Here is an 18,726-nt window from a genome sequence, read left to right on the forward strand (position 1 = left end):
ATATAAAGTAATGCATTGGAGATTTTATAATGGAATATTTATCGCTAAAAGACCATGTCTATAACTATATCGTAGAGCAAATTAACAGCGGAAAATTAATCGCAGGAAAAAAGGTTAATGAAAACAATCTTTGCGAGAGTCTAAATGTCAGCAGAACTCCTGTTAGGGAGGCGCTCATTCAGCTTGCATCAGAGGGATTGCTTGAAAATGTGCCAAGGAAAGGGTTCGTCATAAAGAATCTTACTAAACAAGAGGCGAAAGAGACCTACTTTATCATAGGGGCATTAGATGGCCTTGCTGCCTCGCTGGCCGCTCCGCTATTGTCCGAGAAAGATATGAAAGAGATGGAATTTTATATCCAAAGCATCGACCTGGCCATTAATACTGAAAATTACAGGATGTATGATAAGATGCAGGATGCTTTTCATCATGTTTATCTATCCATTTGTCCCAACAAGAGCCTGGTAGAACTTCTCCTCCAATTAAAAAAGAAGTTTATGATTAATTTAGGTGAAATTGGTCCAAAAGATGGGTTGAAGGAAAAGCTATATCAAACCAATAACGAACACAGGAAGATGATGGAGCTTTTCGCAAGCAATGATTCAGCTGAATTAGAAAGGTTTATGAAAGAAGTGCATTGGAACATCCATAAGGCAGAACAAATACCTTTATAGAAATAGGAAAAAGCGGTTTTGTTTCATCAGAAACAGAACCGTTTTTTTTATTGACAATATAAAAACTGAATATTTATAAAAATGTGAAAAAGGGGGATTTGAATTATGGAAAAACACAGCAATGACCTGCAACGTGGGCTTAAACGCCGCCACATTACGATGATTTCCATTGGGGGAACAATCGGAACAGGCCTTTTCCTTGCTTCGGGAAATGTTGTTTCGAAAGCAGGTGCTCTTGGGGGACCGATTGCGTTTTTGGTAATTGGACTATTAGTGTATGTATTAATGAAAGGTCTTGGCGAGATGTCAACCTTCATGCCAATTCCTGGTGCCTATACGACTTATTCAGGTCTATTTGTTCATCCGGTATTAGGCTTCATGGTAGGCTGGAATTTATGTATTAACGGTTTCCTCGGGCTTGGGGCAGAAGTCGTTGGAGGCGGAATGATTTTAAATCAATTCTTCCCGAGTATTCCTCCTGTGGTCTTTTGTATCATCATTTCATTGTTTATTCTGGGGCTGAACATGATTGATGTAAAATCATACGGAGAAGCTGAATACTGGTTTGCCGGTATAAAAGTGGTCGCTATCATAATCTTCCTAGTTGTAGGAGTTTTAATGATTTTTGGAGCGATTGGCCATCAAGGATTCATCGGATTATCCAATTGGAACAGCAAATCCATGTTCCCTAATGGTTTCACAGCGGTAATTTTGATGATGACAGGGGTAATTTGGTCCTATCTCGGCGTTGAAACGGTTGTAACAGCTGCAGGAGAAACAGAAAACCCACAGCGTAACGTGCCTAAAGCCATTAATACGATTTTCTTCCGTATATTAATTTTTTACGTTGGTTCTGTAACAGTCATGGGATTAGTTGTACCTTATAAAAATGTAAGCGTTTTAAGTAACGGCTATGCAGGCTTGTTTGGATTGGCGGGAATCCCTGGTGCAGCTGCGATTATGAATATTGTCATTCTGACTTCCTTGGCTTCCGCTGCAAACTCTATTGTTTATGCACTCAGCAGAACCCTAGTCGCGTTATCAAAAGAAGGAAAAGCACCGATGGCATTGGGTAAAGTGAACAAACGCGGTATTCCAATGAATGCAGTTCTTCTCACATTGTTCCTAGGTCAGGTTTCTTTAATTACCAACTTTGTTTCTCCTGATAAAGTGTTCGTTTGGTTGATTTCCATTGCAGGTTTCAATACCCTGCTAGGCTGGTTTGGAAGTTTCCTTTCTCACTATAAATTCAGAAAATGGCTCGTGGCAAATGGCGGTTCAGTGGACAAGCTAAAATTCAAAATGGGTGGTTATCCGTTTCCAACAATCATCTGTTTATTTGTTTTAGTCGCAATTGCCATATATACCGCATACAGCGCTGACACAAGATTTTCCTTCTATATTGGAGCACCAATGCTAATCTTGTACTTTATCATTGGAACTTTCTTGCATAAAAAAGATAAACTGCAAGATCCGAATTATAAGCCGTTTTTAGATGCGCACATCAATGAAATAGAAATTAAATAATTGAATAGATTACTAGAAGCACTTTACCAAAATTACTTTTAAATAAAGGAGGCAGTGGAATTGGAAAAGAAAAATCTTGAATTGGCAATACAACTGCGCCATGAGCTGCACGCTCATCCAGAATTATCAAATCATGAAGTTTGGACCAAACAGCGTTTAATAGATTTTCTCAATGAAAATACCAAACTCGAAATCGTTGACAAGGGCCGCTGGTTTTACGCTATTTATCGGTCCAAAGTGGGGAAAAGAAACATAGCTTTTCGTGCCGACTTTGATGCGCTGCCAATTGAGGAAACAATCGATCTTTCATACAGATCGAGGTTTCCTGGAGTTTCTCACAAATGTGGCCATGACGGACACTCTGCCACCCTCTGCGGATTTGCGCTGGAGGTCGATCAAAAGGGCAGTGACAATAATATCTTTTTTTTATTCCAGCATGCAGAGGAAACTGGTGATGGCGCTGCTGAATGCGCTGTTTTCATCAAGGAAAATAACATTGATGAAATATTTGCATGGCACAATATGAGTGGTTTTCCATACAATACTGTTCATGTCATCGATGGAACTGCACACTGTGCATCCAAGGGAATGTCCATCCAAATGGAAGGTGTTCCTTCTCACGCCAGCGAACCGGAAAAAGGGATTAATCCAGCCTTTGCCATTGCAAAACTGATTGATGCCATCCCTGGTTTCATAAACTCAGCTAACAATAAGGGGTTGGTCCTTTGTACGATTGTTCAGGTTGACATCGGTGCAAAAGCATTTGGAGTAAATGCCAGCAAAGGTGCCCTAAGAATGACCATTCGAGCACTGTATGAGGAAGAGATGGACAGGCTTCAGCAGAATCTGGAGGATCTGGCGAAGATGGAAGCGGAGAAGTATGGTCTGAAGGTAAGCTTTGAATACCAGGATGAGTTCCCAGAAACGGCAAATCATAAGGAAAGCTCAGACAAGATTCGTCAAGTCTGCAATGAAAAAGGGCTTCAGATAGTTGAGCTAACGGAAGCTTTCCGTGGTTCCGAGGATTTCGGTCACTATACGAAACTCACAAAAGGCTCGTATTGTTATATAGGAAACGGAGAAGATTATCCAAATCTGCACAGCTACCAGTATGACTTTAATGACGGGGTCATCGAAACGGCTGTAGAATTGTTAAAAGGGCTTGCTGAAAAGTAATGATAAAAAATGACAGGGGGGCCTCCAGAAATGAATGGAGGCCTTTATTTAAATTAGATTGTGGACATATGGAAGAATTGAAAATCCACCAAATGGTCAAGAATTTGCATAACCATGGTATACTATTGATTAAAAAGTGTTCAAGTTTACATAGGAGTTGTCAAAATGTTCGTCATTGGTGTATTAGGATCAAATCTATTTATTGAAGCCATTTCTGAATATTATCCATTATTTCCAGAAGTATCATTTGTCGACTATACCTATGAATCTCCTTGGGAAATTGACCATTTGATTGATCAAGCAGGAAAAGAGGTAGATACCTTACTTTTTTCTGGAGCTATTGCTTTTTACTTTGGTCAAAGAAAAATTAACGAGAACAAACTAATGGCAACTTACGTTCCTTTTCACGAGTTTGTGGTTTCGTTATCATTATTTTCCATTTATTATCATGAAAAGATACCGCTGGAAAAAATCTCGATTGATTTGCCGAAGCAGGATTTCATTGAAAATGTAATAAAAGAAATTCAGATTTCAAGTGGACCTAATTTTATAAAAGATTATCCTTGGATTTTTAACTTTGAAGAAGAGAAGTCATCCTTTGATTTTTCACAATTTGTAAAGTTTCATGCTGATTTATATAAGGAGAAGAAAACACAATTTGCTTTAACAAGCATTCATGCCGTATATGAAGAACTTCTGAAATTAGAGATTCCATCAATTTATATGGTTCAGCCAAAACAAGCCTTAAAAGAAGCATTGGAAAAGGCCATAACGTTGACAAGGTTAAAGAAAACAAAAGATTCTCAAATTGCCGTCATCTCAATAAAAGTAAACAATTATCCAACTCATCAGGATGAACAAGTGTCTAGACTTCAAATCCTGCAACATTTACACCAAATGGCAAGGCAGTTAAATGCCAGGGTGTCACACGATCACTTCCAGCCTTTTCTCATCTATACCAATAGAGGATCATTGGAAGCTGTTCAGAAAGAGCGATTGCAAAATATCTTAGAACTTGAAGGGAAAATAAAATCATCCATACAAATCGGAATTGGATACGGTTATACCATGAATGATGCGGAAAACCATGCAAACCAAGCATTGTATTTTACTGAAAAACATTCATCGGAAAAGACAACTGTCTATCTGCTAGATGAAGATAAAAAATTAATTGGACCACTATTTGAAAATGAAAAACGATATACGTTAAAAAACGAGGATCAGGAAATACAAATGTTAGCTGAACAACTAAAAATGACTGCGAAGAATTTGCAAAGGTTTTTTGATTTTCTAAGAATCAATCAATTTCGTTCTTTTTCCGCCCAGGAGTTAGCTGATTATTTCGCTGTAAGCAGGCGGTCAGCAGAACGGATCATAAAAAGATTTCTTGAACAAAAATATTTACACATTACTGGCGAAGAACAGCCATATGATCAAGGACGTCCTCGCGCACTATATAATATCACGGAGAGTCTAAATAATATGCTGAATTCATAAAAATATTGATTTTTGTGAATTTACAGCATATTATTAAATTAAATAATTAGCGACACTTTAACGACATTGTTGCTAAAAGGAAAGGGAGATTAACTTGAAAATTATTAAAGCAGACATCGTTGGTATCCATTTGCCATTAAAAACACCTTTTATTATTTCCTATGAGACATACGATTACATGCCTTCCATTATTGTGAAACTGGAAACGGATGATGGATTAGTGGGATTTGGGGAAGCTGTTCCTGATGAGCATGTAACAGGGGAAACGTTCTTTAGCACAATTGAAGTTTTAAAGCATCATTTAGTGCCTGCGATTATGGGAGAGAGCCCATTTGCGATTGAAAGAATCCATCATATTATGGATAGCCGCATTCACGCGAATCCGGCAGCAAAAGCGGCGATAGATATCGCATGTTATGATTTAATGGGAAAATACACAGACAAGCCTATATATGAATTAATCGGTGGTAAATTTCATGACGAGCTTACTTTTGCAAAAGTGTTAAGTATTGAGGAACCTGAAATTATGGCTGAGAAAGCGAGACAGGCGGTTACTCAAGGCTATAGCTCCTTAAAACTAAAAGTTGGTTTTGATCTATATATGGATTTAGAACGGGTGAAAGCTGTTCGAAAAGCGGTAGGATTTGAGATGCCAATTCGAGTGGATGTCAATCAAGGTTGGAAGGATTATTCAACAGCAGCGCAGGCCCTTCCATTACTTGAACCGCTGCGTATTTCCTGGCTCGAGCAGCCAATCAAAATGGGAGATATCGATGGGCTTGCGGAGCTTAGAAAGAAAACGGTTATCCCGATTATGGCGGATGAAAGTGTTCATAATGGCGCCGATCTTCATGAAATTATCAAGAAAAATGCAGCCGACAAAATCAACATTAAATTAATGAAGTCCGGAGGTATCTATCCAGCGATTCATATGGCCAAAACAGCAGAATACGCAGGAATCTCCTGCCAAGTTGGATCGATGGTCGAGTCCTCCATTGGGTCGGCAGCAGGCTACCATACGGCCATGGCAAGAAAAAACATCACAAGTACAGAACTGACGGGGCCATTATTATTTAGTAGGGATATTGGTAATTTGGAATATCAAATTCCTTTCGTTCTTTTAAGTGGCAAGCCAGGATTAGGGGTTGACGTTCAGGAGGATTCGCTCCAAGAGTTAACGGTAAAACAAGAGACTGTTGAGCTTCTAGCCTAATAGAGATATGAGGGATTGAGTATGAAAAATGCAATAAAAAAAATTAGTCCGATTATTTTTGAGTTATTTGACCATTTACACGAGCATCCAGAGTTAAGTTGGAAAGAGGTAAAAACAACTGAATTTATTGCCGATATTTTACAAAGAAACGGGTGCCTTGTCAGGACTTTTCCAGACCATACCGGTGTTATCGGTGAATGGGGAAATGGTACAGCGGATTCCCTGACCGTTGGAGTCCGTGCTGATATGGATTCGTTATGGCAGGAGGTCAACGGGACGTTTAAAGCCAATCATTCCTGCGGTCATGATGCCCATATGACCATAGTCTTAGGGATGCTGCTTATATTAAAAGAAATGCAAGTACATTTGCCGGGGCGTTTAAAATTCATTTTTCAGCCTGCAGAAGAAATGGGCAATGGTGCTTTAAAAATGATCGAAAAAAAGGTTGTAGATGACCTTGATTATTTATATGGCGTCCATTTACGTCCGATCCATGAGCTTTTGAAGGGGACGGCATCACCTGGGATTTTACATGGTGCGGCAGAAACAATTTCTGCTAGAATCATAGGTTTTGATACCCATGGAGCGCGCCCAGATTTAGGGGTGAATGCGATTGAAGTGGTTGGAACCATAATTGAGCAGTTAAAGGGAATCCGTTTAAATCCGTATGACTCTTACTCTGTAAAAATGACGCAGGTCAGCGCTGGCGGTGAAAACAGTAACATCATACCTGGATCGGCCCAATTCCACTTAGATTTAAGGGCCCAAATCAATGAGACTATGAATGAGTTGGCTAAAAAAGTTGATCATATTTTAGAACGAGTAGCATCATTATATGAAGTGAAAATTGATTATGACCATCAAGAAAAGGTGTATGCGGCGGTGCTAAATAAAGAGGCCCAACAGATTATGGCTCAAGCAATTGCGGAAACATTGGGTTATAAGCAGGTAAAGGCGCCGGTAGTCACACCAGGTGCGGAGGACTTCCATTTTTATACAAAGGAGCGCCCGCATTTGAAAGCTGCCATGCTGGGGTTAGGCTGTGATTTAGAGCCTGGCTTGCATCATCCAAATATGAAGTTTAACCGGGAATCATTGTTAGATGGAATTGAAATTCTTACTCGAACTGTTCTTGCCACTTTTGAACAAAGCTAATCAGTAAGTGGGACAAAATAATAAATAGGATAACTATATGAAAAGGAAGTAAAAGGGATGAGCAATATAATAAATATCAATTTTCGTACCATCGAATCAATAGGTGATCTCGAAAATGTAAGAAGGTTAGAGTCAATCATTTGGAGTGAGTATGAGTCCACACCAATCCACCAAACCCTTACAGCGATTAAAAATGGAGGAATCATGCTGGGGGCATTTATCGATGAAAAAATTATTGGATTTCAATTCAGCTTTCCTGGTTTTAATGGAGAAAAGGTCTATTTATGTTCCCATATATTAGGAATCCATCCGGAGTATCGAAAATTAGGGATTGGTGAAAAACTGAAACGCCTGCAAAAAGAAGAAGCGTTGAAAAAGGGATATGATTTAATTACCTGGACATACGATCCTTTGGAAACCGTCAATGGAAATTTGAATCTGCACAAGCTTGGAGCAAGATGTAACAAATATGTTGAAAATTGCTATGGAGAAATGCAGGATGAACTAAATGAGGGAATGCCGTCCGATCGATTCACTGTGGAATGGTGGATTAAAGAAGAAGCGGTTGAAAAACCGAACCAGTATGAATTCGATAACGATTCCCTAGTAATTAAGGTTGTGAATGATTCCAAAGGATACCCCGTTCCATTAGAACTAGATTTAATTAAGAATTCGGAATCGGGATTTCTTTTTGTACCAGTACCAAGTGATATGCAAACGCTCAAGAAATATAGTTCAGAGCTAGCCTTATCGTGGAGAATGAGCACCGGGCAAGTTTTTACACACTATTTTCAAAATGGCTGGACGGCAATCGATTTAGTGAAGAGTCAATCGAACCCGGCGTTATATCTTTATGTTTTAGGCTATGTTAAAGCTTAATGTTGATTTTGTCTTTTGTTGAATTGAGGATGAAGGACAAAGCAGATCCTTTAAAGAGGTGAACAGTCAATAAAAAGCGTTCATAATGCCCTAACTCATCCCGGAAGTGAGAGAAATGTCCTTCAAAGGTTAAATGAAAGACAACCCCCATCTATTAAACAGGAGAACGGTCAATTAAGGGGGCTCATAATGCCCTAACTCAACCGGGCAGTGAGAGAAATGTCCTTCAAAGGGCAAATGAAAGATAAAGTCCATATAATTGTGTAAAAAGAAAGAGTCATTTTATTCACTCTTGGTAACACTGTTTTCAGCGACGATAAACAATGAAAAGAGGAATTAAAATGACTCACTTACAGTTTAACCTAGATTTAGACCTTTTAAAAGAATCCGTCATCAATTCTAATCTAGATATGGTGATTAAATCAGCGATTGTCTTAGTTCTTAATGAAGTCATGGAAAAAGAGAGGGACGATTATTTACAGGCTGCTGCTTATGAACGATCTCCAGATCGCCGAGACTACCGAAACGGCTACTATGAACGTGAATTGATCTTAGGTATTGGCAAACTAAAGCTAAAAGTACCCAGAACCAGAAATGGTGAGTTTTCCACTTCAGTCTTTGACAAGTACGCCCGTTGTGACCAAGCCATGGTTCTCGCCATGCTAGAAATGGTCATTAACGGCGTTTCAACCCGGAAGGTCACGCATATTGTCGAGCAGCTCTGTGGGGAAAACATTTCGAAGTCGTTTGTATCTTCCCTTACCCAAAAGCTTGACCCCGTTATTAATGATTGGTCTAAACGCCCTTTGAATGTCATGTATTATCCTTATGTTTTTGTGGATGCCATGTATATAAAGGTCCGGGAACACAACCGGGTTGTCTCAAAAGCCGTGTACATCGCTACTGCCATTACCGAAAAGAATACACGTGAAATCCTTGGGCTTAGTGTGGATCATGCGGAGGATTTCGAGAGTTGGAGCCGTTTCTTCCAACAGCTTAAATCTCGTGGGCTTCAATCTCCCAAACTGGTCATTTCAGATGCACATCTAGGACTCCAAAAGGCGATACAGCGCGATTTTATCGGTACTACGTGGCAAAGATGTCTGGTACATTTTAAACGCAATATAATAGAGAAACTCTCCAAAAAAGATAGTAGAGATACGCACGATGATTAAGCGTGTCTTTGAAGCTGTTACGATGGAGGATATCCGCAGATTTAAGAATGAACTAATGAACCAGTTTGGGGATGAAGCTAAGTATGCCAAAGCCTTGGCAACTTTAGATGAAGGCTTTGAAGATGCGATTCAATACCTAAACTTTCCTGAGAAGATGCACCCCCACATACGAAGCACAAATTCACTTGAACGTTTAAACCAGGAAGTCCGTAGAAGGGAGAAAGTAATACGTATCTTCCCCAATACTCAATCTGCCTTTCGTTTGGTAGGTGCTGTTCTCATGCAATATCAAGAGGTCTACTCCAAGAGAAAGACATTACTTAATAACTAATAAAACTTTTATTTTTCGACTCACTTCCATCATGGAATGATCACATATCCAGGAAGGGCTGTCAAAGTGAAAAGCCTTTGACAGCCCTTCCCGGATATGTAAATAAAAAACCATGGAAGTTTCGCCCCAAAAAATGAAAGGGTATGGATAGAGAATCATCGAAGGTAAAGCTGAAAACAATTGCTTTTGATTTTACACAATAATCAGGACTTGACTAAATGAAAGACAAAACCCATCTAGTAAACAGGAGAACGGTCAATTAAAGGGGGTTTTTAATACCCGATCCCATCATGAAATCGAGAGAAATGTCCTTCATAATGCGGATAATATGAAAAACGGGCAGAAATCAACAACCAAGTTAAACATAGCCATGTTTTAAGATCAAAATAAAATAAATAAAAGGGATGGGCCAAAGGCTCATCCCTTCCTTCATCTTAAAAATCGTGATTTCCCCCAGGGCTCACTGGCAAAGCGTAGTCAGGGATTGCATCGTATACGGCTGGATCCGCATTTTCAATGGAACCATCGGCTAAACTGTTAAGTACAGCCATCACAGGAACCTTAGCCGTTTCTTTTAACATACCGTTTTGCTTTTGACCTAATGTCTGAGTTTGTCCCTTAATTTCAATCAGCATGGTGGCTGTTCCATTTAATTGAATGGCGCCCAATCCAGAACCGGGATAGTTCACCTGAGGATATTTTTGAATCGCCCCATAAGAAGAATTCCCACGCTGTAACGATTCATAGGCGACTGCATTTATTTTTTTGCTGAAGGTCTCAACATTTGGATCAACTTTATAAATTTTACCACTGAAAGGATCCTGGTACGGTTTTGTAGTAAACAGGGCCAGCAACTGGATGGAAACAGATCGCTTGTCTTCTTCTGATAATTGGTTGAATCCACGATGATGTAGGTCAATAGCAACATCCGGTTTAAATTCTTTTACTAATTTTGTTAATGCACGTGTTTCAGGCGAAAAGACTAGGGATGCCTGTGAACCGTTGTTAGAATTTGGTTTGTTTAGAATTTCGGCAACTTTTTCTGGATTGTTTTTGATTTCTTTTTTTATATCTAAATCGTAATTAGGATGAAAATCACGATTCAAGTCAAAACCAGGGATTCCATAAACAACTTTCCCATCATTATTTTGGCCGCGTTCACTTCCTTCTGCATTGTAATACCAAGGAGCTTTTGTATCGGCAGGAAGGCCTAATTCTTCAGGATTCCATGTTTGATGGGAATATCGTACTGGGAATGGCTTTCCTTCATACTGATTGGCTGTTCCATCTGGATTGATCCGAGGGACAAACCAAACGTTCACCTTGTCCAAAATTTGTTGAGCTTCTTTTCCCCCTGTGGATAGTTTTTGGATTAATTCGACTGCTGCTTCTGTACCCAGCGGTTCATTACCATGTATTTGCGTATAAATAAGAACACGCTTCTTGTTCGGCGCATTATCCCCAAGTTTTGCTACATAAAGCGGATTGCCATCATTGGATGTTCCAAATTGCTCTAATGTCATTTTACCATTTGAAGATTGTTCAATCTGTTTCAATTTTGCTTCTAATTGTGCATTGGACATTAAACTTTCAAAGGATAGATTCTGTGGATCCTGTACCCATGGTCCATTTGGGGTAGTAACAGGTTCTGCAAAAACGGCCGTAGAGCCAAATCCAATGGTCGCGGCCAACATCCCGCAAGATAGTATGTATCCAAGTGCTTTTTTCTTTTTCATTTGTAGTTCCTCCAATTGGAAATAATTATAAAAAATATTAACATAATATAATTGTTGGAAAAATAGTTTATTCGGAAAATTGGGATAATTGAGAATATGGTAATGGTTTTCCTCTTATGTTGTACATCCTATCTACCTAGTTAGCTATCAAAGTAATAGTCCTTTATTTCTATCTACTAATTGATTTCTCATTAATGGAGAAAAATATAAATTAACATAGAAGAGAATGGAGTTTGTTATTTTAATGAAAATTATGTACCTGACAATAGAACTTATCATTGGATTTTTTTCTTTGTTCATAATAGTGAAGATTGTTGGAAAAAAAATTATTAGTCAAATTACCCCTTTTACCTTTATCTCAGCGATTGTGTTGGGAGAACTTCTTGGAAATGCCTTATATGATCATAAAATAGGAGTGTTCTATATTGTTTATTCCATGGCAATTTGGGGAGGATTGCTTTTTATTGTTGAGTATCTAAGTCAAAAATTCCTGTCATTTAGGGGAGTTGTAGAAGGGAAGCCGTCTGCCCTCATTAAAAATGGAATGATCGATCGTGAAGAATTAAGGAAAAATAGGATGAATATTAATCAGCTGCAAAGCCTGCTCAGGCAAAGTGAAACCTTTTCTGTTCGGGAAGTGGCCTATTGTTATTTAGAGGCAAATGGGTCTTTAAGTATTCTAAAAAAGACAAAATATCAAAAAACGACTCAGGAAGATTTTAATTTGCCTTCACAAGCAGTATTTGTTCCTGTCACGATCATTCGAGACGGTAAGGTTTTATGGGATGAAATCACGGAATTGGGCTTTGATGAATCCTGGCTGCAATTACAATTGAAAAAGCAAAATATCACGGATTACAAAGACGTATTTATAGCAGAATGGCTGCAGGACGACGGACTTTTTGTTCAGACTATTTAAAGGAAGAGATTTATTTAATGGTCTCTTTTTTTATTGTTTATATAAATTTTATTTATGATTACATAATTATCATTGAATTTACTTCAATCAAGTTTATGTTAAAATAAATCCAACATTAATAAAATTCTGAATTATCAAATGGAAACGCTTCCGTTTTGATTGGAAATGAAAAAATGAAATATTGGAGTGAGTGGAATGGAGATGTATGCTAGTAGAAATCGGAAAATGATGATTATGGGTCTTTTATTTTTTGGAATGGTTTTAAGTTTTTTTGACCGCGTAGCCATTAATGTAGCGGTTATTCCTATGGGGCAGGAGTTTCACCTTACGACGTCCCAGACAGGTTTGCTCGTTAGTATATTTTTTATTAGTTACTCACTTATGCAACCGCTCGGTGGATGGATGACTGATAAATTTGGTGCAAGGGTCATGATTACATTTTCACTCTTTAGTTGGTCTTTGTTTACGTTATTGACGGGATTTGCTTGGTCATTTGTTTCATTATTATTCATTCGTTTTATTTTTGGCTTAGGAGAAGGCCCTTTTTATCCGTCTAGTATGTCTACCATTCGGGATCATTTCCCTCAAAAAGAACGCGGGAGGGCCAATTCCTTCTTCCTTTCTGCTCAAAACATAGGTGGAATATTAGGTACCGCTCTTGCTGCAGCAATGGTGGCAGCAATCGGATGGAGAGGGATGTTTTCTTTTGCCGGAATTTTAGGCATGATTGTTGCTTTCGGATTTTGGTTTATCCTGAAGCCACAACGTACCCAGGACAAGTTGGAAGGCAGCAAGAAACAAAATAAAGTTCCTTTAAAGCTTTTATTAAGAATAGAGAACATTTGGAAGATTATCTCATTTAAATTTTTATCCAATATTATTAACTACGGTCTGATCACCTGGATGCCAATCTATTTAGTGAAAGAAAAAGGAGTGGATTTTGTAGCGGCGGGAAGTTTATTGGCCATTCCTTATATTATCGGCTTTCTTATGTTTAATGTTAGCGGATGGATTCTCGATAAATTTATGGCCGGCCAGGAGAAATATCTTGCCGCTGCAGGTGCTCTTGCTTCCGCAATTTTCCTTTATTTCATGGCAAATGCCACGTCTATTGCAATGATTATTACGTTTCTTACCCTTAACTCCATAGCGTTATCTTTCTTCGGAACGGTTCTTTATACGATTATCATCAAATATTCGCCAAAGGAACTTACGGGCTCTGCTTCGGGACTCGTAACATTTGCTGGCCAAATTGCCGGTGCGGTTTCTCCATCAGCAATCGGCTTAATTATTAGCGTATTTAAGGGCTCCTATAATGCAGCCTTCTGGTTTTTAGTTGTTTCAGCGTTGGTTGGGACTGTTATTGCCCTTTCCATAAAAAATAATTCAGCCCACCCATCAGAAGGATATGAAAATAAAACAGCAGCTGTTTAAAATTTTAAAAAAACAAGTATCCTCTATGATTTGAACAGACCTACTATTCGATGTATGATTCAATTAAGAGAGATAGAAGGAGAATCATCCATGAATATTGAACAATTGGAATATATCATAAAGGTCGCTGAAATGCGCTCCATCTCCACAGCCTCAGAGAGCCTCCATATTTCCCAAGCCGGAATTAGTATGGCCATAACGAGCCTGGAGAAGGAATTAGGTATTAAAATCTTCAAACGGTCACGATTAGGTACGATTCCGACAGATGAGGGAAAGGAAATCATCCAAAAAGCGTATGAGGTTTTGAGTAAGCTCGAAGAAATAAAAGACAAGGCACAAATGCATACAGGAACGATGGAGAAGGAGCTGCGCCTTTCATCTACACAAGGCCTATTTCTTACGGTTTTGCCCAAATCATTAGCCTTATTCAAGAAAAAGTACCCCAAAGTCAATATCGTTATTGAAGAAAAAGGCGGACAAGAAGTCGTTAATGATGTCTTAAATAATAAGATCGACATCGGACTTTTAAATATTCCAAAGAAAAATCCGAGAGAAGATGAGTTGGATTTTCAAACCTTGATGGAGGCAAAGATAATCGTATCAGTCAGCGGGAAATCTCCTTTAGCCGGCCGGAAAACTATCACACCGCAGGAGTTAATGGATCAGAATCTAGTTTTTTATAATGGTCCAAAAATGAAAGAGTATATCAAGGAGTTTTTTGACCAATACGGAGAAATGAAAATTTTATTTTTAACCAATAATACAGAGATTATTAAGAAAACGGTTGCAGAAGGATTGGCGATTTCATTATCTTATGAAATTGGTATTAACAGTGATCCGTATTACCAAACTGGTGATCTTGTCCCAATCCCTTTGGTTAACTTTAATAACAATACCATGAAACTCGGGTTTGTGCGCTCGAAAAAACAGCACTTTTCAAAGGCAGCCAAAGAGTTCATCAAGTGTCTTGAGTTCTATACTACTACATTAAAATATTAGTTTCCTATCAACAATAGGGGACTAATTTTTTTTATGGGATTTACATCAGTGAAACTTAAGTATACATAATAATTGTTTATTTTACTTAAAAATAATTTATATTTATAATTAGTTTAAGATTTAAAATATTTAAACAATGATAAAAAAACTGAAAGAAGGGAAACCAATGTTAACAACGCTGGGAGAGGACTTAAAGGTACTTCGTGCCAAATTGCAGGATTTCATCCAAACTGAATTGCTTCCATATGAACAAGAGCATCAGCTGAATGCAGAGGAAGATATTCCAAGAGAAGCGATTAAATGGGTAAGACAGCGATCCAGAGAACTAGGATTCTATGGAATTAACCTCCCAATTGAATATGGGGGACAGGATATAAGCTTAAAAGGGCTTTGCCTGCTAAAAGAGGAATTGGCTCGTTCTGGAGCTGTTTTATGGGGCCAGGTACTTGGGGAAATTGGCGGGCCGTTAAGAATTGGTCAAATGCTGGAAAGTTTTACAAAGGAGCAAATCGAAAAATATGTCATCCCAGTCGTTGCCGGAGATGCAAGCTGCTGTTTCGCCCTTACGGAACCAAATGCTGGTTCGGATGCCTTTGCCATTGAAACCACGGCCATTCGGGATGGAGAGAACTATATTTTAACCGGGAAAAAGCACTTTATCAGTGCAGCCCCTTATGCTGATTTTGCTATTGTCATAGCGAAAGAATTAGTAGACGGAGAGAAACCACGAGTTACAGCTTTTCTAGTAGATAAAAAAACACCTCACCATTCCGGCTTTGAACTGGGGAACATTCAAGTTCCAATCTCGGGAGAACGCATTCATGCTGAATTAATTTTTAACCAATGCCGTGTACCTGCCTCCAACATTATCGGAGCAGCGGGAAAAGGCTTGCTCCTTGGGTTGAAAAGAATAAACACGAATCGCGCCTCTCACGCTGCCGGTTTTGTCGGGATGGCTCAGCACCTTCTTGAATTATCGGTGGAACAGGCTAAAAAGAGAGTACAATTCGGACGTTCTATTGCGGATTTTCAAGCCATTCAGCATATGTTAGCGGAAATGGCTACAGATATCTACGCAGCAAGATGTATGGTTTACGATGTGGTTGAAAAAATTGATCGGGGAGAGGAAGAACGGGCAGGTGCCTCGATGGCTAAACTCTTTGCATCAGAAGTAGTTAACCGTGTTGCTGATAAGGCAATTCAAATATTCGGTTCTCAAGGATTGGTTAAAGGGCATCCTGTCGAAAAAATGTACAGAAGTTCTCGTATGTACCGAATTCTTACTGGAACCTCGGAAATTCAAAAAAATACGATTGCAAAAGAATTATTAAGGGATTAACCATAGTTTGATAGTTTTGGAGGAGGGTAAGATTGATGATGCAAAAGATGACATTCCAGTCATTGCTTCTTAAAGGATTAAAACGATTTGGCGAGCTGCCCGCTGTGACCTTGTTGCCATCAGAGGAGACGTTGACATATAAGGAGATGTTGGCCAAAACAGAGCTCCTAACTTCATATTTATTCGAATTAGGTTGCGGGAGGGGCACCCATATTGCCACTCTGATTCCTAATAGCCTAGAGGCGGTCCTATTTGGTTTGGCGGTCCAGCAAAGTGGAGGAACGTTAGTCCCGTTAGGAGAGAAGCTGGGGACCCGTGAAGTTGGTTTCATTTTGAGGGAAGCAAAACCAAAAGTGGTCATAATGGCTTCCCAGGCACATACTGCAACCATTCTTGAATACCTGGAAGAATCTAATAGTCCGGATATCCATATCATTGGGCTTCCCGAATTTGGAGTCGAGTACCCTGACCAGTTTGAGCAATTCCAGTGGCCAAAGGAAAAAAAGCAATTCGCTTTGCCTGCCGCCATGCCGGAGGATATCGCTGTCCTATCGTACACAGGCGGGACGACGGGCACACCCAAAGGCGTCATGCATACCCAGGAAGGATTGGCTGCCGGACTACTTTCTGCTGCCATTGAAGACCCGCTAGACGACAGAGACAAGGTATTGTTGAGCACGCCAATCGTACATTCCGCCGGATCTCTGCTTTGGAGGGCTCTAACCTCAGGCGTCCATATCTATGTCATGCGTTCCTTTGATGCTGAACAGTTTATCGAAAACATTAAGGAATATAAAATTACAACGACCTTCATGGTTCCAACCATGCTGTACAGGCTTCTCGATCAGACGAAGAAAATGGATTATGATGTAAGCTCGATGCGCAATATTTTTTACGGTGCCTCTCCTATTTCACCAAAGCGTTTGAAGGAAGCGTTTGAAGTGTTTGGACCTATTATGCGCCAGCAGTACGGAATGACAGAATGCAATATTGTTATTTCAAGATTATCCAAAAGTGCCCATTTTTGGGCCTATCATCACAATCAGGAAGTCCTGAAGAGCTGCGGGAAACCATGCCTTTTGACCGAGATCCGCCTTATTGATGATATAGGGAAGGATGTTGAGGCATACGAACTGGGAGAGATTATCGTAAAATCTCCTGCCTTGATGGCGGGATATTATCAAAGACCCGAACTCACAGAAGAAGCCATTCGTGACGGCTGGTTCTATACGGGTGATATTGGCAGGATGGATGAAAATGGGTACCTCTATATAGTAGACCGGAAAAAGGATATGATCATATCTGGCGGAATGAACGTCTATTCTTCAGAAGTGGAAAGGATGGTCAATCAGCATCCTGCTGTAGCGATGAGTGCATGTATAGGTGTTCCCCATCCGGATTGGGGTGAAGCGGTCTGCGTCGTTGTAGCCCTAAGAGAAGGGTTCAGCTGTACGGAGGAGGAAATCATCGCATTTTGCAAGCAGAGCACCTCGAAGTATATGGTTCCTAAAGTGGTCTATTTCCAGGATAAGTTCCCGCTTACTCCAATTGGAAAGATAGATAAGAAAGAATTAAAACATAAGTATGCCCAAGGGCTTTTAACCATTTAATAGAAAGAAAGCTGGGAATGTGATTTCATTCCCAGCTTTCTTTCTTTTTGAATTAGTTTGTAAAATGATTCTTCGTTTGGAATGCTTTTTCTACATACTTAATGAATTTTGCCGACGATGCCGATAAGGGTCTTTTCTTTGAATAAACTAGTCCAAATGCCATGTTTACTGGATGATGATTGATGATATGCAGCATTTTTATCTTATCTTTTGACGGTAACTCGTGGTTGCTTGGGTACCAATCAGGAGAAAAGGTGATGGCTAGATTTTTTAAGACAGCTTTTCTAATAACATCCGTATTATTGGATTTAAATAGGATATTCAAATGACCGAATTGATGTAAGAAATTATTGACAAACCACTTAACGTAGTCACCGTCGTACATCACAATGGTTTGATTAATTAAATCGTGTGGTGTAACCGTATCATAAATCGCAAGCGGAGAATTTTTGTGCACATAAACTTTCATCTCCCCTTTAATTAACGGTAAAAACTCTAAATCCTCCGTTTTATCCTTGAGTCCCTCATGAATGGCGATCATCCCGATGTCAACATGACCTTGATTGACCGAATTTACCACTTCTTGTGTTTCTTGTTCTTTTATTTCAAGATTCACGTTAGGAAAGTCTGCTTTAAATGCAGCGAGCGGATTGAGAAGAAAGGTCATGAATGTTGGAATAGAAGCTAGCTTTAATTCACCCTTTACAACCATTTTTACACTTTGCATTTCAAGCTTTAATTCTTGGATTTTCATGATAATTTCATAAGCTTTTTGAATGACTTTGTCCCCTTCTTCGGTTGGAAGGGTCCCTGTGCGGGAACGATGAAATAACGTTACCCCCAGTTCTTCTTCTAGACTAGAAATAGATTGACTGACAGCGGATTGGGTAACATGAAGGTTTTTGGAAGCCGTTGAAATGGTTCCTGCTTTTGCAACTTCGATCACGTATTCTAATTGTTCAATCTGCATGGATTTCTCCCTTTTCTATAAATCTATTTAATGTATCTATTAAAATGTTTAATTTTATTAATGATAATCTAGATTGTATAATAAATTCAAGC

At 39.2% G+C, this 18,726-nt stretch carries 14 protein-coding genes and 1 pseudogene; 13 read left to right on the forward strand and 2 right to left on the reverse strand.

Annotated elements, in window-relative coordinates:
* The first annotated feature begins 29 nt into the window (after positions 1-29).
* From V7161_RS18330 to V7161_RS18365, 8 genes and pseudogenes are all read left to right on the forward strand, one after another.
* Positions 30-674, forward strand: coding sequence for a GntR family transcriptional regulator (locus V7161_RS18330; protein ID WP_335714389.1), 645 nt, complete (start codon positions 30-32; stop codon positions 672-674).
* A 105-nt stretch (positions 675-779) separates the two neighbouring features.
* Positions 780-2,201, forward strand: coding sequence for an amino acid permease (locus V7161_RS18335; protein ID WP_335714390.1), 1,422 nt, complete (start codon positions 780-782; stop codon positions 2,199-2,201).
* A gap of 60 nt (positions 2,202-2,261) precedes the next feature.
* Complete coding sequence (locus tag V7161_RS18340) at positions 2,262-3,377, forward strand: M20 metallopeptidase family protein (RefSeq protein ID WP_335714391.1); 1,116 nt, start codon at positions 2,262-2,264, stop codon at positions 3,375-3,377.
* Between the two features lie 165 nt (positions 3,378-3,542).
* Positions 3,543-4,874 (forward strand): MarR family transcriptional regulator, encoded by a 1,332-nt coding sequence (locus tag V7161_RS18345; RefSeq protein ID WP_335714392.1) that lies wholly within the window; start codon positions 3,543-3,545, stop codon positions 4,872-4,874.
* A gap of 94 nt (positions 4,875-4,968) precedes the next feature.
* On the forward strand, positions 4,969-6,087 hold the full coding sequence (locus V7161_RS18350; protein ID WP_335714393.1) for a mandelate racemase/muconate lactonizing enzyme family protein: 1,119 nt from the start codon (positions 4,969-4,971) through the stop codon (positions 6,085-6,087).
* 21 nt (positions 6,088-6,108) lie between these two features.
* Positions 6,109-7,242 carry a M20 peptidase aminoacylase family protein gene (locus tag V7161_RS18355; protein WP_335714394.1) on the forward strand — a complete coding sequence of 378 codons (1,134 nt, stop codon included), beginning with the start codon at positions 6,109-6,111 and terminating at the stop codon, positions 7,240-7,242.
* 57 nt (positions 7,243-7,299) lie between these two features.
* Positions 7,300-8,121, forward strand: a complete 822-nt coding sequence (locus V7161_RS18360; RefSeq protein WP_335714395.1) for a GNAT family N-acetyltransferase — start codon at positions 7,300-7,302, stop codon at positions 8,119-8,121.
* Between the two features lie 341 nt (positions 8,122-8,462).
* Positions 8,463-9,627, forward strand: a pseudogene (locus tag V7161_RS18365) (IS256 family transposase).
* 434 nt (positions 9,628-10,061) lie between these two features.
* Here V7161_RS18365 and V7161_RS18370 read toward each other — a convergent pair.
* Complete coding sequence (locus V7161_RS18370) at positions 10,062-11,363, reverse strand: M14 family zinc carboxypeptidase (protein WP_335714396.1); 1,302 nt, start codon at positions 11,361-11,363, stop codon at positions 10,062-10,064.
* Between the two features lie 244 nt (positions 11,364-11,607).
* On the opposite strand from V7161_RS18370, the gene V7161_RS18375 reads away from it, so the two are divergent.
* The 5 genes from V7161_RS18375 to V7161_RS18395 all read left to right on the forward strand — a co-directional run bounded on the left by V7161_RS18375 (position 11,608) and on the right by V7161_RS18395 (position 17,664).
* Positions 11,608-12,282 (forward strand): DUF421 domain-containing protein, encoded by a 675-nt coding sequence (locus tag V7161_RS18375; RefSeq protein WP_335714397.1) that lies wholly within the window; start codon positions 11,608-11,610, stop codon positions 12,280-12,282.
* Positions 12,283-12,477: 195 nt separating this feature from the next.
* Positions 12,478-13,716 carry an MFS transporter gene (locus V7161_RS18380; protein WP_335714398.1) on the forward strand — a complete coding sequence of 413 codons (1,239 nt, stop codon included), beginning with the start codon at positions 12,478-12,480 and terminating at the stop codon, positions 13,714-13,716.
* A gap of 90 nt (positions 13,717-13,806) precedes the next feature.
* Positions 13,807-14,715 (forward strand): LysR family transcriptional regulator, encoded by a 909-nt coding sequence (locus V7161_RS18385; protein WP_335714399.1) that lies wholly within the window; start codon positions 13,807-13,809, stop codon positions 14,713-14,715.
* Between the two features lie 166 nt (positions 14,716-14,881).
* Positions 14,882-16,054: an acyl-CoA dehydrogenase family protein gene (locus tag V7161_RS18390; RefSeq protein WP_335714400.1), complete on the forward strand. Its 1,173-nt coding sequence runs from the start codon at positions 14,882-14,884 to the stop codon at positions 16,052-16,054.
* Positions 16,055-16,089: 35 nt separating this feature from the next.
* A complete protein-coding gene (locus V7161_RS18395; RefSeq protein WP_335714401.1) occupies positions 16,090-17,664 on the forward strand; it encodes a class I adenylate-forming enzyme family protein in 1,575 nt (524 codons plus the stop codon).
* A 52-nt stretch (positions 17,665-17,716) separates the two neighbouring features.
* Here the strand turns inward: V7161_RS18395 and V7161_RS18400 are convergent, their stop codons facing one another.
* Positions 17,717-18,634, reverse strand: coding sequence for a LysR family transcriptional regulator (locus V7161_RS18400; RefSeq protein WP_335714402.1), 918 nt, complete (start codon positions 18,632-18,634; stop codon positions 17,717-17,719).
* Positions 18,635-18,726 lie beyond the last annotated feature (92 nt).

This window comes from Neobacillus drentensis, from assembly GCF_036965425.1.
Taxonomy (GTDB): domain Bacteria; phylum Bacillota; class Bacilli; order Bacillales; family Cytobacillaceae; genus Neobacillus; species Neobacillus drentensis_F.